The organism is Candidatus Accumulibacter sp. ACC007 (assembly GCF_907163205.1).
GTDB lineage: Bacteria > Pseudomonadota > Gammaproteobacteria > Burkholderiales > Rhodocyclaceae > Accumulibacter > Accumulibacter regalis.
On sequence record NZ_CAJQUD010000001.1, the window covers coordinates 1,442,470 to 1,468,343 of the forward strand.

Sequence of the window (25,874 nt, forward strand, 5' to 3'; positions counted from 1 at the left end):
ATGCAATTCACACGCAAGCATTTCGATCCGGCCAGCAAGGGGGAACCCCTCGCCGGCGACCGTGTTTCCTGCCGCTTCACCGATGCGCGCGGTCGGCTCTCGCTCTACGTCTACGACCCGCGCCTGACCCTGGCCATCAACGTGGCGCTGGCGGCAAAGCGACCGCTGCTGCTTGCCGGCGAGCCGGGCTGCGGCAAGACCTCGCTGGCGCGCAATGTGGCCAAGGTCCTCGGCTGGTGGTACTACCAGCAGACGGTCAGTTCACGCACCCAGGCCTCCGACCTGCTCTGGGAGTACGACGCCCTGCGCCGACTCAACGACGCCTACGTGCGCAACCGCAATGTACTGCCTGATCACTGTTACGTGGAACCCGGCCCGCTGTGGTGGGCGCTGGCGCCGGACACCGCGGCGCTGCGCGGCTGGGCGCGGATGCCGCTCAAGCACCGGCTTGGCGACACCGGCGAAGCGGGCGAGCACAATCATGCGCTGATCCTGCTCGACGAAATCGACAAGGCTGAACCCGACGTTCCCAATGACTTGCTCGAGATACTCGACACGCGCAGCTTCAGCGTCAAGAACGTGCCGATCACAGCGACGCGCGAAAAGACGCTGGTCGTCCTGACCACCAACGGCGAGCGCGAACTGCCCGGCGCGTTTCTCCGCCGCTGCGTCACCTACCGCTTCCCCGAGGCCGATGCCGCCTGGTTCGAGGAGGTGGCCATGCGCTGGCTGCCGGAAGGCAACCCGCAGCACCACCACGACGTCGCCGAGCGCCTGATCGCGGCGCGCGATCGCGCCCGAGCGGCGGGACAGCGAATGCCGGGCACCGCCGAATACCTCGACGCGCTGCACGCCTTCGCCGACCTCGACCTGACCGTCGACAGCGCGGAGTGGCGGGAGGTCGAGCGCTGCGTCTTCGACAAGGCGATGGCCCTCGACTCGGCGCCGGGCGCCCGCTGACGCAGCGCAACGACGACGCGCACATGGCACGTTCAAGCGCTATCTGGCTGGCCGACCTGCTGCGGGCGTGCGCGGATCTCGCCCCCGACGACGAGGCCCTGCGCGAGATCTGCGCCCAGCTCGCCGTCGACGCTCGCCTGCCGACCGCGCTCGCCGGCCGCCGCTCGATCGCCACACCGGTGGCGGACATCGACATTGGCGCCGATGCTGCCCAAGCCGACGCCGATCAGCCGCCACCCGCGCCACCGACGGCGGCCGAGGACAAAGCGACGCTGTGGCCCGTCTTCAGCGAACTCGAGCCGATCGCCGACGCCGCCCGGGAAACAACCGAGAGCGACACCGGGGCTCCCGCCTGGCTCGGGTCGACCGACGCCTTGCGCAGCGAAGCCAGTCCGCCGCCACGCGCGCCCGATCCACTGCTGCCGACGCTGCAGCGTCGCGCCATCCTCGCCACCGCGCTCGGCGTGGACGTCGCCGACGGCGGGCTCGACCTCGATCGCGTCGTGCACACCTTGAGCCATGGCCTGCCGCTGCGCGGCCTCCCGCGCCGGCCACGCCGCACGCTGCGCTACGGCGTGGAAGTCTGGCTTGATCGGGCACCCTGGCTCGAGCCTTTCCACGCCGACCAGCAGGCACTGGTGACCTATCTGCGCACGCTGTTTCCATCCGATCGCGTCCTGCTGCGCCGCTGCAAGGGCTCTCCGCAGGAGATCCGCCCCCGACGCCGCGGCAGCAGCGCACCTGGCGGCGAGCGGCCAGACTCGCGAGCAGCGGCGCTGCTGCTGACCGATTTCGGCGCCGGCTACCGTCCGCTCGGCGTGCCGCCGCCGGCGGCGGCCGACTGGCGGCGCCATGCGCGCCAGTTTGCACGCCAGCAACGCGTCGCCGTCGCGCTGCTGCCGCTGCCGCCGACGGCGCGAGTGGCCACTGCCATTCGCGAACTGGCCTCCCTGCCCTGGAACGAACGGACCACCGTGCGCGACGCCGCCCGCCTGCGCAGTGGCGCGCCGGCTGACCGCTCGCCGGAGCTGCCGCTCGACGACCAGGCGCTGCTCGCCCTTGCCCGCGTACTCAGCCCGGCGGTGCGCATTGACCCGTGGTTGTTGCGCGCCGCGCGGCGCCGCTTCCTGCCGCGCTACGGCGCCGAGCTGGAGGCCGCGCTGTGGTTCGGTCCGCTGGTGGCGTCACGCGGCGCCGACGGCATCGTGCTCGAGAGCGCGTTGCTGCCCGAGCTGCGCGCCGGTCTGCGCGAGCAGGGGCCGGCCGTGCTGGGCGCGGCAGTCGCGCTGGTCGAGGCTGCGCACGCGCACTACCCGGCGACCCTGCGTCTCGAGGAGCAACTGCTGCGTATCGAGCTCGAACAGCCGCCGGGGCAGCCGCTCGCTGAACACGCGGTAGAGCTTGCCCTGCGCCCGGCGCTGAAGGCACTCGCCGGCAGCGACGCGGCAGCCGACGATGTCGCGATCTGGGCGGCACACGCCTGGGGACGTTTCTCGACGGCGCTGCGTAGCACCGACGCTGCACGTCAGCTCGCCTTCGCCAGCGCCGCGCGTGTGCAAGGCGCGAGCTGGATGCTGCGCCCCGGCGAGAGCAGCGCGCCCGCCTTTCCGATCGATATCGGCTGGTTGCTGCGCGCCCGCAAGCGCCCGGCACGCGAACTGGCAATCGAGCTGCAGCACGGCGACGACGGCAGCTTCGAGCTCGCCTTTCATGAAGCGACGGCGGCCAGCAACGCACGCCATCGCCTGCGCCTGCCGGACACCACGCCACTGTGGCTGCAGCTGGTCGACCCATCGGGCACGGTTCGTGCGGTGGCCTTCACTGCCGCCGCTGGTGCCCCCTCCGTACCCCTCGACGCCGCCGCGCTGCAGAGCAGCAACGGCGTTGTGCTGCGCACGCTGGCCGGTGACGAGTACGCCTTGCGCGTCGCCGCTTCCGTCGAGCAGGCACTTTCCCGTAGCGTGCTGGCGCTGTCCGCGCGCGCAGAAAAGTCCAGCAGCGAGGCGCGCCCGGCAGCAAACGTGGCTCTCGTCGCGCACGACCTGGCGATTGCCTGGCCCGATAACGGGCCAGACGGGGAAGAGCTCGAAGTGCTTGATGGCGAAGGCCGCAGCACTCACGCGCTGCGCATTGGCAGCATCGACTTCAGCGAAAATGACGTGCGTGTCGGAGCGACCGTATGGCGCCTGGACCGCTACAGCCTGGGCGTCGGCAAACTGCCCTGGGTCGCCCTCGACGCCAGCGCGCGCCTGCTCGATCCATCGCTGCCGGGCAAGGCCCCGGACTTGCAGCCCGCCATCAGCTGGCCGCATCCGGGCCGCTTCGAGTACAGCGCGCTGCGCGCGGTCCACGGAAAATTCTACTCGGAGGAGGCAGACCAGCGTTCTCGGGAGCCCGTCGAATCGCGCTTGCGCAGCCGGGGCGGACTGGTGATGCCGGCGGGCGCGGTCGACCACTGGGCACTGCTCTTCCCGGCGATTCGCTCGCGCGCGATGACCAAGAAAGCGTTGCCGCGCCTGCCCGGCGAGTTTCTGGCGGTACCCGTCGCCGCTGCGCTCGCCGCCGCCGCATCACTCGCCGCCGGGCGTTGGCGAGCCTGCGTGATCGTCGCCGACGCGCGCCTGCCCGCGGTCGCTGCAGAGCTCCACGGGCACTTGGTGAAGCAGCTCGGACCGTGGCGGGTCCTGCCGCAGGTCGAGGACACGACCGAGGGTCGGCCACGGGCATCGTCTGCCGTGCTCGCGGAGTATGCGGTAGATGCGGTGGATGGGCTGGGCGAGGCCATCGGCCGCTGTGAACTGTTGATCGTGGTCGGAGTCTGGCGCCGCAGCAACTTGGAAGCGCTGAACGCCCAACTCGCGCGCGCCCGCCGCCTCGGCAGGGCGCTGCTGCTCGTCGTGCCCGCCGACACAGGAGCTGGGGATGACGTGGCGGGCATGCAGCCTGATGAGGTCGTCACCCTGCCCGGCCCGGAGGGGCTCGACGACCAGAGCCTGCGCCGCATCGTCGAGCACATCGCCGCCTTTCGCCTGCCGGGAGCGGTCGATGCCGGCGAAACGCCAGGGTCTGCGGCGGCGCGCGCCGCGGACGCCGGGGTGCTCGATTCGCTGGCCACCGGTTTCCGTACGCGCTTGTGCCGGCAGCTGGAAAAGAACGTACCCCGACCCGGGCTGTTCGAGGTGTCGCTGCACGGCGATTTCGCGCTGCGCGCTTTCCTCACGCCACGCGGGTCGGCACCCTTGCTGATCCTGGTGCACAGCCTGGCGACGAATAGCGAGGCGACCTTCGGCGCCTTGTGGCAACCGCCCGCGGACGCGCAACGCCGGGCGCTGTTGCGGTCCTACGGCGAACGCGTGTTTGCCTTCGAGCACCACGCCGTCAGCCACAGCCCGATCCACAACGCGCTGCAACTCGCGCTGGCGCTCCCTGCAGGCGCCACCCTGCATTTCCTGACCCACAGCGCCGGCGGCCTGATTGGCGAGTTGTTTGCGCGCGGGCTGCGCGTCGACGGCCAGCCGGCGTTCGACGAGCGCGACCTCGCGCTGTTCCAGGGAGGGAGCGTCGGCGCCGCCGAGCGCGCCATGCTCGAGCAGTTGTCGAGCGTATTCGCCGACAAACGCTTCCGCGTCGAGCGTTTCGTGCGCGTCGCCTGTCCCGCTAGCGGCACGCGCATTTTCAGCGAAACGCCGGCGCAGGCCTTGGCGGCCATGCGCGGGGCGATGAGCCTGCTCAGTCCGCTGGCCGGCCTGGCCGGCAGCGCCCTGTCGTCGGTGTTCCAGGCCCTGCAGGATCCGGAAGTGACCCCCGGTTTCGCGGTCCAGGACCCGGGTTCTCCACTGGTCCGGATGCTCAACCGCCCGGACGTGCTCAGCGCGGCGCCGCTAACGGTCATCGGCGGCGTCACCGAGGCGGGCGGACTGCTGTCGCGCCTGGTCGGCGCGGCGACGACGGCGGTGGCTTTCGGCCATGCCGATAACGACCGCATCGTCAGCCTCGAGTCGGCACGCGGCGGCGTGCGGCGCGCAGCGGGCGGCGCGGAGTTTGTCGACCGCGGCGAGGAGGTCGACCATTTTTCCTACTTCCAGAACGCGCGCAGTCGCCAGGCAATCGTCACCGCGCTGCTCTCGGCAGAGCCGCTGCCGGCGGGGTTTTCGCGCAGTGAGTCCGCCTCGTCGACGGCGTTCGCGCGCTGAACGAGCGGCTGCCGCCGGCCGCAACAGTCAACCAGACCAGTCAACCAGGAGTGATCGCCAATGCCCCATGACAACACCGCCCTCTCAACTCCCGCCGACGAGCAGGCCACCTCTGCGCCCGGCCAGCGCCCGGTGGTCCTGCTCGTCGCCACGCGCAAGGGCGCCTGGCTCTATCACGCCGACGCCGCCCGCGAACGCTGGCGGGTCGACGGCCCGCATTTCCTCGGCCACATCATCAGCCACCTGGTGCTCGACCCGCGCGACGGGAGGACGCTGCTCGCGGCGGCCAAGACCGGCCACCTCGGTCCGACGATCTTCCGCTCGAACGACCTCGGGTGCACTTGGAGCGAAGCGAAGCACCCGCCAGCTTTCGCTCCCGCGGCGGAAGGTGGTGAAGGGCTTCCCGGGCGCACGGTCGATCACACTTTCTGGCTGACGCCGGGAAATCCTGACCAGCCCGAGGTCTGGTACGCCGGCACCTCGCCGCAGGGGCTGTTCCGTTCGCGGGACGGTGGCGTCAGCTGGGCGCCGTTCTCGTGCATCAACGACGACCCGCAGTACCGGCAGTGGATGGGTAGCGTACAGGATGGCACTCCGGACGGGCCAAAGCTGCACTCGATCATCGTGGACCCGCGCGACGCTGCTCATCTCTACCTGGCGATGTCGGGTGGCGGCGTGCACGAGAGCGTCGACGGGGGCCTCAGCTTCAAGCCGCTGCTCGACCAGCTCAAGGTCGTCGAAGGCTTCGATCGCGCCGATCCGACTTTCCACGACCCACATTGCGTCCGACTTTGCCCGAGCCAGGCGGACCGCCTCTATCAGCAGAACCACTGCGGCGTCTTCCGCCTCGACCGACCGTCCGAGCAATGGCTGGACATTGGCAGGAACCTGCCGGCAGAGGTCGGCGACGTCGGCTTTCCGCTCGTCGTACACCCGCGCGATGCCGACACCGCCTGGGTCTTCCCGATGGACGGCACCTCGGTCTGGCCGCGCACCAGTCCGGACGGCAAACCGGCGGTCTATGCGACACGCGACGGTGGCCAGAGCTGGCGACGTCTCGACGCCGGCCTGCCGGGCAGCCAGGCGTGGTGGACCGTCAAGCGCCAGGCGATGAGCGCCGACCGCCTCGACCCGGTGGGCCTCTACTTCGGGACCACCAGCGGTGAGTTGTGGATGAGCCGCGACGAAGGACTGCACTGGCAATGCATCGCTCGCCACCTGCCGGAAATCTACGCCGTCGAAAGCGCACTCCTGGCGTAGGGCCGAGCACCCGTGAAAGTCCTCATCCCCAGCGCATTGCGTTCGTACACCGGACACGGCGAGGTCGAGGCCTGCGGAGCGACGCTGGCCGCCGTGCTCGCCGACCTCGAGCGCCGCTACCCGGGGATTCGCTTCCGCATGATCGACGAGCAGCAGGAAATACGACGGCACATCCGCTTCTTCCTCGCCGGCGAACAGCTACGCGACCTCGCGCAGCCGCTGCACGCGAGCGGCGAATTGATCATCGTGCAGGCGCTGAGTGGTGGCTGAGAGGCGGCGGAGCGGCGGCGAAGAGGGCCGCCAGCACCTCGCCGGTCTTGCGGCTGTTCAAACGGCCGGCCTCCAGCCAGACGAAACGATGTGCAGGCGCACCGGCGAAGTCGGCCGCCGCCGCTTCGCCGGCGGTCTGGCCATCGTGCAGGAGCAGCACTCGGCGCAGGTGGGAAGCCGCGGCAAGCACGCGCAGTTCGAAGCGGCAGCCCTGGTTTTCCGGCGTGAAGCCGCGTAGGTCCATCAACACCACGTCGCTGGCCTGCACCAGTGCGCGCAGCGCGGGCTGCCAGGTACTGTCGAAGCAATAGCATTCGTTGACCCGGTAACGACCATCGGGATCGGGTTGCAGGTCCAGGCCCGCCATGCGCACAGGAATCTCCGCCTCGCTGGCGATGAAGCGGTCGGCGAGCTGGCCATTGAGGAAGGCGAAGAGGTCATCCGGATCCAGCGTGCGGCTGATCAGGTCGGTGCCGGCGATGAGCAGCGTGTTGCCGCTCAGCCGCCAGCGTTCGACGATGCGGTCGAAGAGGCGCTCGACCTGCGCGTCACGCTGAAAGACGCGCAGTACCAGCAGCGTCGGTGGCGAGGATGGCGCCGCTTGCGCCAGCCAACGCGGCAGCACGCGCCAGGCGATCGGCAGCCATAGCCAGGGCAACAGCTGCGTCAGCCCGACCAGCCCGACAGCCTGTAGAGCGGGTAGAGCACTGGCAGCCAGGATGACGAACCAATAGGCAGCGAAGAGGTAGCCGAGATCCGAGAAGCGCTTTTCCCGGTAGGCACGCGCCAGCCAGCGGCCCAGGGCATAGACCGGCCAGGCGAGCAACAGCCACGGCGCAAGGACGAAAAAGAGCAGCGTTCCCCAGGCCCCGAGAATTTCGACCATGCTGGTCAGCCAGGCGGGCGCGGATTCGACGCCGATCGCCAGCGCCTGCAAAGCGGCAACCGAGGCGCCGGAAAGCAGGAGAAAGAAGGGCAGCAGGTAGGGAGCAACGGCCCGCATCCGTCCACTGGCAGCAATGGCCAGGGTCACCAGCATGGGGATGGCGACCACCCCGACAAGCCAGGCACCAACGCCGGCAATCGTCTGCGCCGCATTCGAGGTGAGCATCACCAGCACGCTCATGGCCAGCATGAACACGGCAATAGCAGCGACCACCCTCCCCCACGACCAGCGCAGCAGCAGCCCCCAGCCCATGACCATTGGCCACGCATAGACGGCGCCCAGCACCAGCAAGCGATTCAGCGAGAAGTCGCCACCGCTGTCGTAGACGAAACGCAGCGCCAGCCAAGACTGGCTGACGCCAATCAGCAGACTGAGCGCGGAAAGCAGCAGCAGGAAGCGCAGCGCAGCACGCCGATTGGCAGCGAGATCGAGCCGTGCTGGCGGGTGCCGCGCCGGCAACGTCTCCCGCTCGGTGAACATCGCATGTGCTGCGTCCGGGGGCGCACCCTTGCGCATCAGAGCAAGCATGTGCCGCCGATAGGCACCGGCCACCCCCCAGGCCACCGCTGCGGCAAGCAGCACACCGAGAAGCATTGCGAAAAGCATGGCACCGCTCTGATCAGCCATTTCTCAACCCTCGACCATTACCGCAGCTGGCAAGGCACTTCGACCGGACGATCGGCAGTGACTGCGGCGACCCTCGTCGGCCACGCCCAGCGCGCCAGCCTGGCCGGCCAGCGTCGTCCTGGGTCCTTGCCGGCGCGACAGCGCTCCCCCAGATCCGGCGAACTGTAAGCGATATGGCCGGAACAGGAGCTTGAAAGTTCGCAACTGGAGTCGCATGAACTCTGTATCTTCAGCGATGCCATAGCCTGTGAGCGCGCAGTCGAGCCCGCGTCACGCGGCACGACGAATCAAGATCCGAGCAATCACGAAGTGGCGACCGGCGGCGTCGGTCGCCGCCAAAATCCTTGTCGACTAAGGTGGAAGCTCCCGGAGGTACACCATGAGCTTGTTCATAGACCCGCAAACACCGATCCTTCCCGCGGCCGCCGACACGCAGAAATGGACCACGGAACGGGTACTGGAAGTGCGCTACTGGACGCCGACCTTGCTCTCGTTTCGCACCTCTCGCGACGAAGGATTCCGGTTCGCGCCGGGAGAATACGCGCGGCTCGGCCTTACCACCGACGGCGGGATCGTTTGGCGACCCTTTTCGATGGTCTCGGCAATTGCCGACGACAGCCTCGAGTTCCTCGCCGTACTGGTCCCTGGAGGCGCCTTTTCAGGCCCCCTCGAACGGCTGCGCGTGGGCGATGCGATCGATGTCGAGCGCTCCAGCTTCGGTTTTCTGACCACCGCGCAGCTGGCCACCGGTCGCCAGCTCTGGATGCTAGCCACCGGAACCGGAATTGGACCATTCGTTTCCATCGTCCGCGATGCCGCCGTCTGGCTCGCCTTCGAGCGGCTGATCGTCGTCCATAGCGTGCGCCGGTCGGCTGAACTTGCGTATCGCGAGGAACTTGACGCGCTGGCCGCCGACGACACTTCCGCCCGCGGCAGGGCGAGAATGATCTATCTTCCCGTCGTCACGCGTGAAGCGGGCGCGACGGCTCTTTCCAAGCGCATCCCGGAGCTTCTCGCAGACGGACACCTGGAGGAAGCCGCGGGCACGCCGCTCCGCGTCGAAGCGTCGCGCCTGATGATCTGCGGCAACCCGTCTATGGCGCTTACGCTGCGGCAATTGCTGAGCAAGCGCGGCTTTGCCACCGGTCGTCGCGGAGTGACCGGCCAGATGGCTTTCGAGAAGTACTGGTAAGGACTCGCAGGCAGTTCGCCAGCGCGCCATACCAGGTATCCGGCGCCGCCAGACGACTTACTTGCCGGCCGCTTCGCGCTTGCTGCGTGAGGTGGGCATCAACATCGCATCGCCGTCGATGACCACCTTGTCGCCCACCGTGCACACAGTCTCGAGCGCCACCCGGCCCTTGTCGGCGAAAACTTCCTTGACGGTCACCTTGGCGTGCACCGTATCACCGGGACGCACCGGCGCGCGGAAACGCAGGGACTGGCTCATGTAAATACAGCCGGGGCCGGGCAGGCGATTGCCAAGCACCGCGGAGATCAGGCTGGCCGACAACATGCCGTGCGCGATACGGCCGCCAAACATCGTCGTGCGCGCAAAATCTTCGTCCATATGCACGGCATTTACGTCGGTGGACACGCCGGCAAACAGGACCAGGTCCGCATCAGTAATCGTTTTGGCGATTTCTGCGCTCATGCCGACGGACAAGTCTTCAATATCGTAACCGTTCTGGGGATTCATGATAGGCCTTTCAGGGTGATTATCAGCACGGTGATCGCCGTGCCCAGGGAAAATGGCGCTTGCTATCGCCTGCGCCAGTGTGAGTTTCTTCGAGCATTCCCGACAGGTCGAACAGGAATGTGGCGAGGAAGGGGAATATTGATGACACGAAAACGAGTATCCTTGATACGCGAACCTTGGTCAAACCGCAGCCTCCATCGTCATACCTCGGGAGAATTCGTCCTTCGGAGAGGGGCGGCGCAGCTCACGCGACAGTGATGACGACCTTGCCCGTGGATTTTCTGGTCACCACCTGATCGAGCGCGGCAAGCGCCTCTTCCAGTGGATAGCTTGCCGAGACATGCGGCTTGATGGCGCCTTCGAGATACCAGCGAACAAGCGTCTGAAAACTCTCGGTCATCGCCCGCGGATTGAGCTCGGCATAAGCCGGCCAGTTGACGCCCATCACATCCACATTCTTGACGAGCAGGTGATTTGCGGGAATCTGCGGCACGCTGCCACCGGCAAAGCCGATGACCAGGATGCGTCCTTCGAAGGCCATGCTGCGCAGCGAGGCGGTAAATAGCTCACCGCCGACCGGATCGTAGACCACGTCTGCACCGCGACCGGCCGTCAGTTCCCTGATCCGCTCGCGAACATCCTCGCAGCTGGAATCAAGCAGATGATCGGCGCCGTGCGCAGCGGCCACCGCGAGTTTTTCCGGGCTGCTGGCGGTGGCAATGACCGTCGCGCCCAATTGCTTGCCAATGGCGACGGCGGTCAAGCCAACGCCGCCCGAAGCGCCATGCACCACCAGAGTCTCGCCGGACTGCAGGCGTGCCCGATGCCACAAGGCGATATGCGACGTGCCAAACACCACCGGGAATGCCGCCGCATGCTCCCAGGACATTTCCGCGGGGATCTGCAGGCAGCGGTTCGCATCGGCGACGACCTCCTCGGCGTAACCGCCACACGGCGTCATGGCCAGGACCCGATCGCCACGGGCGACACCTTCCACACCAGCGGCCAATTCCAGCACCTCGCCGGATACTTCAAAGCCCGGACTGAAGGGAAGTTGTGGCTGCTTCTGATACTGGCCGCGGGTAATCAGGCTATCGGCAAAATTTACGCCGCAGGCGCGCACGCCGATGCGCACCTGACCAGGACCGGGGCGAGGTTCGGCAAGCTCCTCAAGGCGCAAGGAGGCAGGACCGGTCAGTTCATGGCAGACGATGGCTCGCACGTTGGAACCCCTCCGTCGTTGCAGAGAAAAGCCCCTCCCCGTCGCCAAGGACGAGAAGGGTCTTTGCAGATCTCCCTGCCTGGGCAGGGAGAGACGAGGCCGGGCGCCAGGGTGGATCGAGCTGGCGCCGAGCGGTGGCTGCTGACTACTGACTACCGACCATCCACTAGTCGCCGATGATCTTGCGTACCACGTCGGTCATGGAAATGACCCCGACCGGCTGACCCTTCTCGGTGACCACCAGACGATGCATGCGCCGTCCGGTCATCAGGCTGACTGCGTCGCTCAGGAGCATATCGGCATCGCAGGTCGCGCAACCCGGGGTCATGACTTCGCTGGCCCGCATCGAGCGTGCCTGGTCCGGAGTCCGGCCCTGCCGCGCGAGCACCATATCGGTCTGCGACACGACGCCGACGGCAGCGCCCTGCGCATCCATGACCACCACCGCATGAATCTCGTTGCCGACCATGATCTTGGCCACCGCTCCGACGCTATCGTCCGGAGCGCAGGAAATAATGCCACGATGCATCAAGTCGCGAACCCTGCTGCCGTCGTCGGCAATCGTGATCGGCTCGCCCTCGGCAATGCCAGGCAGCGGGGTGGACATCGGGTAAGGCGCCGGCGAGGTGTGCACGTCGCCCTTGGGCAGCGTCGGATGGACCATCGCCACCGCCGGTTTACCGCTGACCCCGAGGCCGAACTCGGCGGCGCCGATGAGCACCGACATGTTGCCGTGCGGGTGTTTGTTGTCGGCCATCAGCTGATGGGCAATCGGCAGTTCTTCATAGGTAAACGCCCGCGACATACAGGGATCAAGCTGCCCGCTCAGTGCCAACTCGTTCATCTCGTTGCACTGCACGGTATTGGCGAAATGCGAACCTTGCAAACGCTTCTGCCGCATCCACAGATAGCGCAAATCGACCGTCGCATTGTAACCAGTGGTACCGGCGCAGACCACCACCATGCCACCGGTTTCGCAAACGAAAATGGAAGTCGGAATGGTCGTTTCGCCGGGATGCTCGAAGACGATGTTCGGCGCCCTCTTCTCACCCAGCACTTCCCAGATCTTCGCGCCGAAGCCACGTACACCCTTCAGCCACTTGGCATAGCCGGCGCTGTCCTTCCAGTGCGGCAACATGCCCCAGTGATCGAAGTCATTGCGGTTGATGCAGCCTTTGGCGCCCAACTTCGTGCAGTAGTCGAACTTGTCCTCGCCCGAGACGATGGCCACCGAAGTCGCGCCGACCGCCTTGGCAATCTGAATGGCCATCGAGCCCAGGCCGCCCGCGCCACCCCAGATCAAGGCCACGTCGCCCTTCTTGACTGAACTGCTTTCCCAGCCATGCAGCATCCGCCAGGCAGTTGCCGCAACCAGGGTATAGGCAGCGGCCTCTTCCCAGTTCATGTGCTTTGGCTTGGGCATGCACTGCTGCGCCTGCACTTTCGTGAATTGGGCAAAGCTGCCCCAATTGGTCTCGTAACCCCAGATCCTGAAAGAAGGCGAGTACATCGGATCGCCGCCTTTCTTGACCCACGGGCAGTTGCGGTCATAGATGCCGCAATGCATCACCACTTCGTCGCCCACCTTGACGTTGGTCACGTCCTTGCCCACCGCGTAGACGATTCCGGATGCATCACTTCCGCCGATGTGGAAATCCTCCGCTTCGCCAGCCTTGTTGCGAGCGCCGATCACATTGACGGGAACTCCCATTCCCGCCCAGACGTTGTTGTAGTTGATTCCTGCCGCCATCACGTAAACGAGAACTTCATCGTCGGCAATCGACGGCGTCGTCACCACTTCCTTCTGAAACGCCGCCGTTGGCTGGCCAAAGCGCTCGGCGCGAATCAGCCAGGCATGCATTTGTTCCGGAACTTCGCCCAGGGGAGGCATATCACCTATTTCATAGAGTTTCTTGCTCATCAGGATGCTCCTTCGTTGGTTGAACTACTTGATCAATCTGACGACTTGAATCTGGAAATAATCTGCTGTCGCATTCGCTCGCATTCTTCGAATTGATTGCCATACTGCGCCTCCAGGCGCTTGCCGATTTCAGCATAGCCACCGATAAGCTCGACGCCAAAAGTCCCGAATTCCTCTTTCAACACACGCACTACCCAGGCGCTCTGGTGGCGGGTGCGCAACTTTTGCAGCAGGCCCGCATGCGCGAGAAAGCTTCGGTGTCTATCAAGATTCCCATGCAGCTCGGTGATCCCCATATTCATCGTCGCGCTCACCAGACACACGGGATAATCCCAATCGTCCCGGCGATCCTGCCGGGGAGCGCTGCGGCCAATTTCGCTGGCCGTCTTGTACGCCGAAGCGCCAAGGTCGGACTTATTGACGGCGAAAATATCTGGGATCTCGATGATTCCCGACTTCAGATACTGGATCGTATCCCCCGAGGCTGGCTGCGCAACATAACAGACGGTATCGCCGATCTCGGCAATATCGATTTCCGTTTGCCCAACGCCAACCGTCTCGACGACCACGATATCGAACGCGGCCAGCATCAACCAGCTCATCGGCCAGACCTCGGTCGCCACGCCACCCAACTGGTTGCGATTGGCCAGCGAGCGAATGAACAGGCCCTCGTCGTGCGCCGCGTTCTTGATCCGAATTCGATCGCCAAGCAAGGCGCCGCCACCCAACTCGGGGCGACTGGACGGGTCGACGGCAAGCACTCCGACCGTCCTGCCCGCGCGACGCCATTCGCGAATCATCGCCGAGACAAGTGACGACTTGCCGGCGCCCGGCGGGCCGGTGATACCGATAAGATGGCCCCCATTCAGCGAATGCTCGCCGGAAAGCGCTGCCAGCAAGCGTACTGAGAACTGGCGCGCTTCCGCCAACTTGTTGTCGAGCAGATTCAAGCCTCCGGCCACCGCCGCACGCTCCCGGCGCAGGATGCGTAAAGCCAACTGTTCGGGATCGGGAAGCGCTGCCGGGGTCATCTGGTGGTCAGGGCAGCGGACCCAGCCGCGCCAGACCGTTGGCTTCGCGGATCACGTCGACCATATCGGCCATGATCGTATTGAGATTGAAATCCTTGGGCGTATAGACGGCGCTGACGCCCTGCGCGGCGAGTTTCTTGGCGTCCTCCTGCGGGATGATCCCACCGGCGATCACCGGAATGGTCGCCAGGTCGCGCGCGCGCAGCTCCTCGAGAACCGAAGTCACCAGTTCCATATGACTTCCCGAAAGAATCGACAGGCCGACCATATGTACGCCCTCCTCCTCGGCTGCCTGAGCGATCTCCTGCGGCGTCAGCCGGATGCCGTCGTAAACCACCTCGAAGCCGACGTCCCTGGCCTTGACGGCAACCTGTTCGGCGCCGTTGGAGTGTCCGTCGAGCCCGGGTTTGCCGACCAGTAGTTTCAAGGGACGGCCCACGGCCTCACCGGTACTGGCGACTCTGGCGCGCAACTCGGTGACCTCATCCTTCTTGCCGAGTACGGCGCGGTTGTCGATGGCAATATCGATACCCGTCGGCGGCCTGAACTCACCGAACACCGCGCGCAGCGAATCGCCCCATTCGCCGGTACTGACCCCCGCCATGGCGCAGCGAATCGAACTTGGCATGATGTTTTCACCGCTTTTGGCGGCGTCGCTGAGCCCCTGCAAGGCAGCCTGTACGTCGGCGTCGTTGCGATTTTTCCGATGCGCCTGCAGCCGTTCGATCTGCTCGCGCTCGGCGGACGGATCGGTCTTCATGATGCCACCGTCGCTGCCCAGAGTCAGCGGCGATTCGGCGCTTTCCTGGAAGCAGTTGACGCCGATGATTTTCAGTTCGCCCGACTCGATGGCGCGCAAGCGCTGCATATGGCTGGCGACCAGTTCGCGCTTGACGTAGCCGGATTCGATCGCGGCAATGATCCCGCCCTGCGCTTCGACATTGGCGATCTCCTTTCTGGCGCCCTCAACCAGTTGCTTGACCTTGGCGGCAATCACCGGCGAGCCGTCGAGAATATCCTCGTACTCGAGAAGGTCGGTTTCGAAAGCCATCACCTGTTGCATGCGCAGCGCCCATTGCTGATCCCAGGGGCGCGGCAGGCCCATCGCCTCGTTCCAGGCCGGAAGCTGGATTGCACGCGCCCGCGCGCCTTTGGAAAGAACCACCGCCAGCATTTCCAGAACGATTCTCTGGACGTTGTTTTCCGGCTGCGGCTCGGTAAGCCCCAGCGAGTTCACCTGCACGCCATAGCGGAATCGGCGCAGCTTCGGATCGTCGACCCTGTAGCGAGTCAGCGTCAATTCGTCCCACATCTCGCCGAATGCGCGCAGCTTGCAGCACTCCTCGACGAAGCGAATACCGGCATTGACAAAGAACGAGATGCGCTCGACGACCTGCGAAAATTCCTCCGTCTTGATTTCTCCCGACGCCTGGACCCGGTCCAGAACCGCCATCGCCGCGCACAACGCATAGGCCAGCTCCTGGACCGGTGTCGCCCCCGCCTCCTGCAAGTGGTAACTGCAGATATTGGTCGGATTCCACTTGGGCACGTGCTTGACGGTATAGGTGATGGTGTCGGCGATCAAACGCATCGACGGACCCGGCGGATAGATGTAGGTGCCGCGCGACAGATATTCCTTGATGATGTCGTTCTGGGTCGTACCGCTCAGCTGCCTGGGATCGATCCCCCGTCGCTGCGCCAGGCCGATATACAACGACAACAGCCATGGTGCCGTGGCATTGATGGTCATCGCCGTATTCATCTGATCGAGCGGAATCTGGTCGAACAGCTGATCCATGTCCTCGATATGCGAGATCGGCACCCCGACCTTGCCGACTTCGCCTCGCGCCAGCGGATTGTCGGCGTCGTAGCCGGTCTGTGTCGGCAGATCGAAGGCCACCGACAGTCCGGTCTGGCCTTTCGCCAGATTGGTTCGATAGAGCACGTTCGACGCCCTGGCCGAGCTGTGTCCACTATAGGTGCGCATCAACCAGGGGCGATCGCGTTTCGTTTGGCGAGAATCCATGACTAAACCCTTTTCCTGATCAGGAGACGTCTCTCGATCTCAAAAATCTTCGCATCGATCTTCTCCTTGTCCATCGCCTTCTTGTCGTTTTCCTTGCTGAACAGGTCCTCGCCGTATTCGGCCAAGGCGTTGGCGGCGCTGAGGTTCTTGACGCCGATCAACTGAAAAGTGACGATGCCGAGCTTGCTGCCCAGCCCGCCCGGCGCATCTTCGGCAGCCAATACGCGCGACAGCGCGGCGACGGTATCACCGCCGATGCACGGCTGAGTGTGGTAACCCTCGGTAAAACCCAGCTCCCAAACGCTGTTCTCGCTGACATCGCGACTGGCCAGGCCTTCCAGCCAGGCGAAGACCAGACCGCCATAGACGATCGGGTCACCACTCATTTTTCCGGAGAGACCGGAACTGAAGACGCGATCGAAGTGCAGCGGATGCGTATTGCCCACCGCGTAGGTCAGCGATAGATGTTCATCGGTGATGGTTCGGCCATTGGCATGGACAATGATCTCGCCGACGGCGAAGTCCTCGAAGTAGGAGTTGGGGCCGGTCAGGCCGGAAGCGAACGACTCCGGAAAATCCGGCAGGGCGACCTCGGCGTCGCCGACCCAGGGGAAGGCCGGCATCACCGTCGACCTCGGCAATGGCGTCGTCGGCGGACGATCGCCCTGGCCGGCGACCATGATCTTGCGCTCGTACTGCAGCACGACCTGGTCGTCCTGATTGATGCCCAGGGTTCGGATGGTAACGATGCCCGGCTTGCCGGCGCCACGCTCCTTACGTTCCATGACCTTGGTCAGCGAGCGAATCGTATCCATCGGATAGACCGGCCGCAGGTACTGGGCATCGTAGTAGCCGAGATTGGCCATCGCCTTTTCCGAATCGTTCTGCACGCCCAGCGAGAGCACGACGTTGAACACCATCTGCGGCGAGGCCAGCAGGCCGGCAAAGCCGCTGGAGCGGGCGTACTGGTCGTTGACGTACAGGGGATTGCACTGCATGTAGGTCCGGGCAAAGGCCTCCATCTGGGCAGGAAAGAAGGTAAAGGCACGCGGGTGAACAAACACCTGCCCGGGTACAAACTCCTCCAGATAGCGGCCGTAGTGGGGATAGCGCACTTGCTGCAGGTCCACTTTCACTTTTCCAGCCAGTTCTGCCTGCGCTCGAAAACGAATCGCTTGCTTCATGGAATCTTCCTTTTGGCGTGACTACGTGCAGTCTGCAATCGGACGGAACTACACCGCTTCGATCAGCGAGCGGGCGATGACCTTGAGCGCCAGCGTTTCTTCGGCGCCTTCGAAAATCGACAGCACACGGGCATCCAGGAAGTAACGGCTGACCGGCGACTCCTCGGCATAGCCCATGCCACCGTGAATCTGCACCGCTTCGCGGGTCAGCCATTCCGCAGTCCGGCAGGTAAAGAGCTTCACCATGCTCGCTTCCATCTGTCCCGAACCCTGGTCCATCAAACGCCCGACGGCGTAGGTGAATTGGCGGGAAACGGTCAGCAGAGTCGCCATGCGCGCCAGCTTGACCAGTGTCAGTTGATACTCGCCGATAGGTTTACCGAATGCCTTGCGCTCGCCAGCATAGGAAACAGCGCGTTCGAAAGCGGCCTGCATCACACCGATGGCCCGTGCGGCCGTCTGAATGCGCCCGCCAGCAAATCCGGCCATCGTGAAGTAGAAGCCTTTCCCTTCACCGGCCGGCCCGCCGACCAGGTTTTCGTCCGGGACGAAGACACTGTCGAAGAAGACCTCGTAGGAATGCATGCCGCGATAGCCGATGGTCGAAATGGCCCGGCCGGTCAGTACGCCACCCTGCGCCTGGCGATACTCGAAATCATGGCCGTCATACGAGTCCTTTTCGACCAGGAACATGCTCAGGCCTTTGTGACCAAGCGAGCGATCGGGGTTGGAGCGGGCCAGAACCAGGAGGACGCCCGCCTTCCCGGCCATGGTGCACCAGGTCTTGACGCCATCGAGCAGCCAGCCACCCTCACACTTGCTTGCCTTGAGGCGCATCGCCGCGACGTCAGAACCGGTATCCGGTTCGGTGACGGCGATGGCGCACAAGGGGTCGCCCATCGCCACCCGGGGCAACCATTTCTGCCGCTGCTCCTCTGTCCCCCCCTTTTGCAGCGCGCGACTGAGGATTTCCGGACGGGTGATCAGGCTGCCCGCTGCGCCGAGCGAGCCGCGTGAAAGCTCCTCAGTGACCACGATCATGCCCATGTTGTCTTCATGATCGTCGCTCTGGATGCCACCGTAGCGCTCGGGGATCGACAGCCCGAAGCAGCCCATTTCGGTCAGCGGATCGAGGATTTCCTGCGGGATGATGCGGTCGTGGCGATGAATGTCCTCGGCTAGGGGCATGACCACGTTGCTGGCCAGCTTGCGGAACGCGTCCTGCATCATCAGGGCATCGTCGCCGAGCATATAGGCGCCGCTATCGCCATCCAGGGCCACGACCTCCCTGCCCAAAGCCGCGAGATTGTCGGCATCCAGCTGCGTCTGGCAAAACCCGGCGAGTGCGGTTGACGCGAAAGCGGCCAGGTCGGCTGCGTTCACCCCGAAACTCTGCGGTCGTGCCCAGAAACGATTATGGATGTTCTGCAAGGCCTCGGCACAAAAGGCCAGGGCCATGCGCTGCTCCACGCAGGGGCCGTCGCCCGTCGCCGCCGCGGCAACCTTGTCGGCATATTCCGCGGCAAAGCGCGCGGCGGTCGCTTCCGCCGCGCACCACGCAAGGTCGAAGCTGGCCATCTGATGGGCGTCGAGTTTCTCGTTCGAGACCCCCCCTCCACCGGCGCATTGGTGCTTCATCCAGCGCAGCGATTTCTCGATCAGTGCATCAGCTGCCTGCAGATGCTGAACGGCTTCCTGCGTCCCGCTGTTGACCTCGGTCATGGCTCATCCCTTTCTTCGTACCCGATCGGATCTTGCTACCCTTACTTGCGGGTCCGGTTATTGACAATCTGCACAAACGACCGGGAGCGCAACTCGTCCAGGGTAATTCCCGTTGCCAGGACTTCCTGTTCGGTGATCGCCCCGCACGCCATTCCGCGCAGGAAAAAGTTCAGCAAACCCTGACCCGTCGCTGCATCGTCGAAGGTGTTGCCCACCAGTGTCGCCTGCGCAGCCTTGTTCAGAAAAGCGTTCAGGCGCGCCGAGGCATCCTGCAGGCTACTGAGGAAGAAGGTGTCCATCGCCGCATAGCGCACCGGCAACTGCCCGGGATTCAAGTCCCATCCCTGATAGTAGCCGTGCCGCAGGGAATGCATGATATTGTCGTAATGAAGCTTCCACGCGCCATGCACGACGACGCGGTTCTCGTCCATCTGCTGGGCGCTCAGCAGCGCGTCCTTGGCTGCCTTGTGGGGCCCGATCGGCATACTGGTGGTCGCGCCGTCACTGATCGTGATGCCGGTTCCGGCCAGGCTGACCTGCATCACATGGCGAGCAAAATCGCAGGCCGGATGGGTGTGGTTCTGGTGTGCGGCGGTGATGTTGCACGACGCCGTGTAATCGTAAGTCCCGAAAATCGCCGAGCGGCAGCGACCAGCCGCGGCGGCCACCAGTAGCGGCACCGTGTTTTCGCCCTGGTAATTGATGATCGACTGCGTCGTTTCGATCATGATCTCCATGCGCAGCGACTCTTTGGGAAAACCCAGCCGGGCTTCGAGATTCTCGAGAATCCTCGCGCAAGTCGACACCTGACCTGGCGTCGTGACCTTGGGCAGCGTGACGATGAAGTTCGGCGGCAGTTTGCCCCCCGTCTGCTCGGCGAGGCGGGTCAGGAAAATGTCCAGGGTGCGAATCGAGCGTTGCTTGCACTCTTCTGAAAACGTCTTCACGCGAATGCCAATGAACGGTGGCAGCAGGCCCTCGCGCATTCCTTTCGCCACCTCGTCTGCCGCCGAGGCGGCATGGCCATCCTCTTCATCGTCCGGGCGATTGCCGTAGCCATCCTCGAAATCAATGCGGTTGTCCTCAACCGGCTCAGTCTGCAGCTTCTTCACCACCCGGTTGTAAACCGTAAAAGCCAGCCAAGCCGCTTGCTTGGTCTCGCGCACCTGGTCGGGATTCGCTTCCAGCGCCCGCGTCAGACTGGCCAGTTCCATGGCGTTGGTTGGCAGGGTATCGGCGCGCGGCAGACCGAGCGCGCGGGCGAAAACACTATAGCTGGGCGCATACGTTTCCAGGGTCTTGAGCGCCACCTCACCCAACTTCGCGGCAAACCCGGCCTTGAGCAGATTGGCCCCGCCGTAAACCGTGTGCACCGGCTGCCTGTCGAAGGAATCTGCCGGATAATGGGACTCGAACGCCTCATTGGAAGCGCGCAACTCGCCACAATAGGCAGCCATTTCGTCATGGGTGAGGCTGAGTTTCATGGTTATCCTCCCTAATTGCGCACAATACACATCCACCAGTATTATGCGGTTGTAGTGATCAATTACTCCCCGTCGCTGATAATGATTCTATCGGCGATTGTGGCACAAGGCAACACGCTGAACGACCCGGCAGAGCAATATCTTTAGTCTTATAGAAGTTCAAAGACAAAAGAGCCGGGCATGGCGTCAATTGGCAATCACAGCGCATTGTTTCTGCGCCAACCCAGGTGCGGGCCGAGCGAGGGCAGCTCTCTGCGGTTGCAACGGTCTTCACATATGACTCCGCCGCTTCCGGCGCACTCGACTACTCACCTTGCACAAAATGTACTTACGATAAATACATGCAAGCGCCTATTCCAAGCCACGACGCCCGAAAGTAATCGGTACAAAGGGGCGACTGCTCAAGGTAAAAACCATGGATTCCCGACCGCCGCCCCCTACGAACACGGGTCTGCGACGACGCGATGACTTCTTTCAGACATGGCATCGGCTTTGCACGCGACACGCTGTCACCATTTACTTATTAATCGCTTTTTGTGGGGATTAGCCGTTCGCGATAATACGAACAATTTGATGACTACTGATTATCCGCGGAAACCCCCTGTAACACGCCCCTGCACCGAAAAGGCGGCAACTTCATGGCGGCTGCCGCTGGCCATGGGGTGCAGAGCAGATGACGGTGAAACTACGCCGGCATGAGCTCCGCGCTGGCGCTCATTGCCGCCACCCCGTCGGGCGCCAGCGCCTCAAGAGACATCCGGCCGTCGTTGCCGGAGCACAGCAGGCGAAAGGGTGCAAGATCAAACAGCGGCGCCAGGCCGCGGAAGCTGAAGCTGGCTACCGGTCGCGATGCATTCTTGCGCAGCAACTCCATCAGCAAGACGGCAGTTAGGGGACCATGCACGACCAGACCTGGGTAGCCCTCCTCGTCGACCGCGTACGGCCGGTCGTAGTGAATGCGATGGGCGTTGAAAGTCAGCGCCGAGAAGCGGAACAGCAGCGTCGGGTCGGGCGTCACGATGCGCGACCATGTCGCGCTGTCCACGGTCGGCCAGTCGATCACTCTCGGGCGAGCGACCGCCGGGCCCGGCTCGCGATAAACGATGTCCTGCTCCTCCTCGACGCATAACACGCCATCCTGATAGAAGCTGCAGAGCACCGAAACGAAGGCCAGCGATCCGGAACGTCCCGATTTCTGCCGAATATCGCGAATCAGCGCCTCGCGCCGCGCCGGCTGACCGATCAGCAGCGGCCGGTGGAAACGCAGGCGGGCACCGGCGAACATGCGGCGTGGATAGGGAATCGGCGGCATGAAGCCGCCACGCTGCGGATGCCCATCGACATCGAGCTGCGCCTGCGGCGCCCGCGGAAGAAAGTAAAACCAGTGCCACAGCGGCGGCAGCGGGCTGCCTTTTTCAAAGTGCGTCAGCGTGTCGTCCAGCGTCGCAGCCGCTGCCAAAGCCGGCGCCAGAGCCAGTTCATCGTGGCTTATTTCCCGGCGACCGATCCAGGCCGAGTAGTCTGCTGCCGCATCCGTCATTAATGTCATCCTGTTGAGCGCTTCGCGCGCGGGCGTCCACCAAGTACAGCACAGCGTCCCGCCAAACTCAAGCCGGTGCACGATGCTCGCACGGCACCGCCAACAATGTCGCATCTGTGCGCCCAGACGCCCCTTTTCCCATATACTGTGCGCTCTGCGTTGACAAGGGGATGACCCGCGATGCGGGGATCGAGTCGCTTTCTGGCTCTGCTGTCGGGAGGAGTGGGCATGGTAGGGAGAGACGTGTCGACCATCAAGGAAGCACTGCGGTCGGCCAGCGGTGGGGCAGCGGGCGCATTCGTTTGCGGTCGCACGCGACGCAAACAGGATAGCTGACCAGAATGGACGGAATTCTCAAGGGCTTGCGGGTCGTCGAAGGATCCGCTTTCGTCGCGGCGCCGCTAGGCGGCATGACGCTGGCCCAACTCGGCGCCGACGTCATTCGCTTCGACCCCATCGGAGGGGGCCTCGATTACGGTCGCTGGCCACTGAGCCGTGACGGGCAGCAGAGCCTTTTCTGGGCCGGCATGAACAAGGGCAAACGTTCGATCGCGGTAAATCTACGCAATCCCCGGGGACAGGCCTTGCTGACCCAGCTGATCTGCGCGCCCGGCGACAACGCCGGCCTGTTCAGCACCAACTTCCCGGCCGAAGGCTGGCTCAGCTACGCGGCGCTGAAAGCGCATCGTCCGGACCTGATCATGGTCAACCTGACCGGTGGTCGGGACGGCAGTTCGGAAGTCGATTACACGGTAAACCCGCAGGTCGGCCTGCCGTTCATGACCGGGCCGAGCAACTCCCCTGAGGTGGTCAACCATGTCTTTCCGGCATGGGATTTCATCAGCGGCCAGATGATCGCCATCGGCATGCTCGCCGCTGAACGGCACCGACGCTTGACCGGCGAGGGACAGTTGGTGCGCCTGGCGCTGAAGGACGTCGCGCTGGCGATGGTCGGCAACATCGGAATGATCGCCGAGGTGATGGTCAACGACGCCGATCGACCCAAACAGGGCAACTACCTGTACGGCGCTTTTGGCCGCGACTTCGAGACCCTGGACGGCAAGCGCCTGATGATCGTCGGGCTAACCGGCAGGCAGTGGCGTTGCCTGATCAAAGCGACCGGCCTGAAGGAACCGCTCGACGCGCTCGGCACCCGCCTCGGCCTCGACCTCGCCGACGAAGGCAATCGCTTTCGCGCCCGCCAGCAGATCGCTGCGTTGATCGAAGCATGGTGCCAGGCACGCACGCTGGCCGAAACGGCGGCGATCCTCGATGCACACCGCGTGACCTGGGGCCCCTATCGCAGCGTTCGCGAGGCCTTGGCCAACGATCCCGATTGCTCGATCGACAATCCGATGTTTACGATGACCGAGCAACCCGGTGTCGGCACCTACCTGATGCCCACAACGCCGCTCGACTTCACTGCCTCGCCCCGCCTGCCGGCGGTGCCGGCGCCGGTTCTGGGTCAGCATACGGACCAGATTCTGCTCGAAGTTCTCGGCATGAGCGAAGCGGAAGTTGGCCGTCTCCATGACGCCGGCGTGGTCGCCGGACCGGCCTGAAGTCTTCGCCATCAAGACGCTGACGGTTCTTGTATGCCAAACAATTGATCACCAGGAAAAATGCCATGAAACTCCCCGTCCATTTCTACAAGCCGCTCGCCATTGGTGCGCCACAACCTCTGCGTGAATTGCCGGTACGGCCGGAGCGAATGATCCATTTCTTTCCCCCGCATATTGAAAAAATTCGTGCCAAGGCACCGGAGACGGCGCGCAAATGTGACGTGATGTGCGGCAACCTCGAGGACGCCATTCCGATCGAGTCAAAGGACGCCGCCCGCGCTGGCTTCATCGAGCTGCTGAAAAACAACGACTTCGGTGACACCGGGATGTGGGTGCGCATCAACGCACTGAACAGTCCGTGGGTTCTTGACGACCTCAGCGAGATCATCAAGCACGTCGGCAACAAGGTCGACGTGATCATGATTCCCAAAGTGGAGGGACCGTGGGATATCCACTTCGTCGATCAGTACGTTGCCCTGCTCGAAGCGAAGTACGCAATCGGCAAGCCGATTCTGCTGCACGCACTGCTCGAAACCGCGCAGGGAGTAACCAACGTCGAGGCGATCTGCGGCGCCAGTCCGCGCATGCACGGCCTGAGCCTCGGCCCGGCCGATCTGGCGGCTTCGCGGGGCATGAAGACCACCCGCGTCGGCGGCGGGCACCCCGGTTACGGGGTTCTCGCGGATCCCGAAGAAGGCCAGACGCAGCGTGCCTTCTTCCAGCAGGATCTGTGGCATTACACCGTTGCGCGCATGGTTGACGCCGCTGTGGCGCACGGCCTGCACTCCTTCTATGGTCCCTTCGGCGACCTCAAGGACGAAGCCGCCTGCGAGGCGCAGTTCCGCAATGCTTTCCTGATGGGCTGCTCCGGGGCCTGGTCGCTGGCACCGAACCAGATCGCCATTGCCAAGCGCGTCTTCAGCCCTGATGTCAAGGAAGTCCTGTTCGCCAAACGCATCCTCGAAGCGATGCCCGACGGCAGTGGCGTGGCGACCATAGACGGCAAGATGCAGGACGACGCGACCTGGAAACAGGCGCGGGTGATCGTCGACCTGGCCAGACTGGTGGCCCGGCGTGATCCGGACCTGGCGGCAGCCTATGGACTATAGGGCAGCGATCCAGAACCGCGGGGAGAAGCGGCAATGAGCGAAAAAACCAAATGGGGTAACTTTTTCGAGGACTTCCGCGTCGGCCAGACGATCGCCCATGCGACGCCGCGAACGATCACCGAGGGCGATGTGGCGCTGTACACCGCGCTGACCGGCTCGCGCTTTGCGCTGACCTCGGCGGACACCTTCGCCCACAGCCTCTCCTTCCCGCGCGCGCCAGTGGATAACCTGCTGGCCTTCAACATCGTCTTCGGCAAGACGGTGCCTGACATCTCGCTGAATGCCATCGCCAACCTCGGCTACGCCGCCGGGCGCTTTGGCCACCGCGTCTATCCCGGCGACACGCTCACCGCGGATTCGACGGTGATCGGGCTCAAGGAAAACAGCGACGGAAAAACGGGCATCGTCTACGTGCGCTCGTGCGGCGTCAACCAGCGCGGGCAGATAGCGCTCGATTACTGCCGCTGGGTAATGGTTCGCAAGCGCGATCCGGCGTCGCCGGCGCCCGAAACCGTAGTTCCCGCGCTGCACGAGGCCGTTGCCGCGAGCGACCTGGTCATTCCAGCTGGAATCAGAGTGGAAGGCTATGACACCACCCTCTCGGGCAGCACTGATCTATGGGACGACTATCGGGTCGGTGAGAGAATCGATCACGTGGACGGGATGACCATCGAAGAAAGCGAGCACATGATGGCCACCCGTTTATACCAGAATACTGCCCGGGTACACTTCAACCAGCATGCGGAAAAGAGTGGGCGCTTCGGACGCCGAATCGTCTACGGTGGCTACATTATCGGCTTGGCACGCGCGCTGTCCTTCAACGGCCTGGCCAATGCCTTCAGCGTCGTGGCGATCAATGCCGGCAGGCACGTATCGCCGGCATTCGCAGGCGATACGGTGTACGCGTGGTCGGAAATCATCGAACAGATGTCCTTGCCTGGCCGCCACGACCTTGGCGCACTCCGTTTGCGGACGGTGGCCACCAAGGACCGCAACTGTGCTGACTTCCCGTACCGAGGGGCCGACGGCACCTACGATCCGAGCGTGCTCCTTGACTTCGACTATACGGTCCTGATGCCGAAAAGACCGGGAAACAGGCCACCACCGGAGTAATCTGC

18 protein-coding genes and 1 pseudogene are annotated in these 25,874 nt (G+C 64.2%); 8 read left to right on the top strand and 11 right to left on the bottom strand.

Features of this window, described 5'->3' with window-relative positions; genetic code table 11:
* Genes QZ634_RS06245 through QZ634_RS06260 form a run of 4 tightly spaced genes read left to right on the top strand, consistent with a single transcriptional unit; the run spans nt 1 to nt 6,683 of the window.
* A complete protein-coding gene (locus tag QZ634_RS06245) occupies nt 1-960 on the top strand; it encodes a MoxR family ATPase (protein ID WP_291986474.1) in 960 nt (319 codons plus the stop codon).
* A gap of 23 nt (nt 961-983) precedes the next feature.
* Complete coding sequence (locus QZ634_RS06250) at nt 984-5,153, top strand: hypothetical protein (protein ID WP_291986475.1); 4,170 nt, start codon at nt 984-986, stop codon at nt 5,151-5,153.
* A 60-nt stretch (nt 5,154-5,213) separates the two neighbouring features.
* On the top strand, nt 5,214-6,413 hold the full coding sequence (locus tag QZ634_RS06255) for a sialidase family protein (protein ID WP_291986477.1): 1,200 nt from the start codon (nt 5,214-5,216) through the stop codon (nt 6,411-6,413).
* A gap of 12 nt (nt 6,414-6,425) precedes the next feature.
* A complete protein-coding gene (locus tag QZ634_RS06260) occupies nt 6,426-6,683 on the top strand; it encodes a MoaD/ThiS family protein (protein ID WP_291986479.1) in 258 nt (85 codons plus the stop codon).
* Here the strand turns inward: QZ634_RS06260 and QZ634_RS06265 are convergent.
* Nucleotides 6,655-8,256 (bottom strand): hypothetical protein, encoded by a 1,602-nt coding sequence (locus QZ634_RS06265; RefSeq protein WP_291986481.1) that lies wholly within the window; start codon nt 8,254-8,256, stop codon nt 6,655-6,657. The two genes, QZ634_RS06260 and QZ634_RS06265, sit on opposite strands and share 29 nt — an antisense overlap.
* Before the next feature lie 379 nt (nt 8,257-8,635).
* Between QZ634_RS06265 and QZ634_RS06270 the strand changes: the two genes are divergently transcribed.
* Nucleotides 8,636-9,448 carry a ferredoxin--NADP reductase gene (locus tag QZ634_RS06270; RefSeq protein ID WP_291986483.1) on the top strand — a complete coding sequence of 271 codons (813 nt, stop codon included), beginning with the start codon at nt 8,636-8,638 and terminating at the stop codon, nt 9,446-9,448.
* 57 nt (nt 9,449-9,505) lie between these two features.
* Here the strand turns inward: QZ634_RS06270 and QZ634_RS06275 are convergent, their stop codons facing one another.
* From QZ634_RS06275 to QZ634_RS06320, 10 genes and pseudogenes are all read right to left on the bottom strand, one after another.
* The gene (locus QZ634_RS06275; protein WP_043565482.1) at nt 9,506-9,955 is read right to left on the bottom strand and encodes a MaoC family dehydratase; all 450 of its coding nucleotides are present in this window, start codon (nt 9,953-9,955) and stop codon (nt 9,506-9,508) included.
* Nucleotides 9,956-10,199: 244 nt separating this feature from the next.
* Nucleotides 10,200-11,177: an NADPH:quinone oxidoreductase family protein gene (locus QZ634_RS06280; protein WP_291986485.1), complete on the bottom strand. Its 978-nt coding sequence runs from the start codon at nt 11,175-11,177 to the stop codon at nt 10,200-10,202.
* Nucleotides 11,178-11,343: 166 nt separating this feature from the next.
* Nucleotides 11,344-11,841 carry a CBS domain-containing protein gene (locus QZ634_RS06285; RefSeq protein ID WP_366145380.1) on the bottom strand — a complete coding sequence of 166 codons (498 nt, stop codon included), beginning with the start codon at nt 11,839-11,841 and terminating at the stop codon, nt 11,344-11,346.
* Between the two features lie 24 nt (nt 11,842-11,865).
* Nucleotides 11,866-13,098, bottom strand: a pseudogene (gene ccrA, locus QZ634_RS06290) (crotonyl-CoA carboxylase/reductase); the annotation flags it as partial.
* Between the two features lie 32 nt (nt 13,099-13,130).
* On the bottom strand, nt 13,131-14,048 hold the full coding sequence (locus QZ634_RS06295) for a methylmalonyl Co-A mutase-associated GTPase MeaB (protein ID WP_291986487.1): 918 nt from the start codon (nt 14,046-14,048) through the stop codon (nt 13,131-13,133).
* Nucleotides 14,049-14,136: 88 nt separating this feature from the next.
* A complete protein-coding gene (locus QZ634_RS06300; protein WP_291986489.1) occupies nt 14,137-16,155 on the bottom strand; it encodes a protein meaA in 2,019 nt (672 codons plus the stop codon).
* Between the two features lie 2 nt (nt 16,156-16,157).
* Nucleotides 16,158-17,339, bottom strand: coding sequence for a MaoC family dehydratase (locus QZ634_RS06305; RefSeq protein WP_291986491.1), 1,182 nt, complete (start codon nt 17,337-17,339; stop codon nt 16,158-16,160).
* A gap of 48 nt (nt 17,340-17,387) precedes the next feature.
* On the bottom strand, nt 17,388-19,061 hold the full coding sequence (locus tag QZ634_RS06310; protein ID WP_291986493.1) for an acyl-CoA dehydrogenase family protein: 1,674 nt from the start codon (nt 19,059-19,061) through the stop codon (nt 17,388-17,390).
* A gap of 41 nt (nt 19,062-19,102) precedes the next feature.
* A complete protein-coding gene (locus QZ634_RS06315) occupies nt 19,103-20,545 on the bottom strand; it encodes a phosphoenolpyruvate kinase (RefSeq protein WP_291986494.1) in 1,443 nt (480 codons plus the stop codon).
* A gap of 685 nt (nt 20,546-21,230) precedes the next feature.
* Nucleotides 21,231-22,085 (bottom strand): MaoC family dehydratase N-terminal domain-containing protein, encoded by an 855-nt coding sequence (locus QZ634_RS06320; protein ID WP_291986495.1) that lies wholly within the window; start codon nt 22,083-22,085, stop codon nt 21,231-21,233.
* A gap of 341 nt (nt 22,086-22,426) precedes the next feature.
* Between QZ634_RS06320 and QZ634_RS06325 the strand changes: the two genes are divergently transcribed.
* The 3 genes from QZ634_RS06325 (at nt 22,427) to QZ634_RS06335 (ending at nt 25,869) form a co-directional block, all read left to right on the top strand.
* Nucleotides 22,427-23,647: a 2-methylfumaryl-CoA isomerase gene (locus QZ634_RS06325; RefSeq protein ID WP_291986497.1), complete on the top strand. Its 1,221-nt coding sequence runs from the start codon at nt 22,427-22,429 to the stop codon at nt 23,645-23,647.
* A 65-nt stretch (nt 23,648-23,712) separates the two neighbouring features.
* On the top strand, nt 23,713-24,756 hold the full coding sequence (locus QZ634_RS06330) for a CoA ester lyase (protein WP_291986498.1): 1,044 nt from the start codon (nt 23,713-23,715) through the stop codon (nt 24,754-24,756).
* A 33-nt stretch (nt 24,757-24,789) separates the two neighbouring features.
* Complete coding sequence (locus tag QZ634_RS06335) at nt 24,790-25,869, top strand: MaoC family dehydratase (protein ID WP_291986500.1); 1,080 nt, start codon at nt 24,790-24,792, stop codon at nt 25,867-25,869.
* Nucleotides 25,870-25,874: the final 5 nt, after the last annotated feature.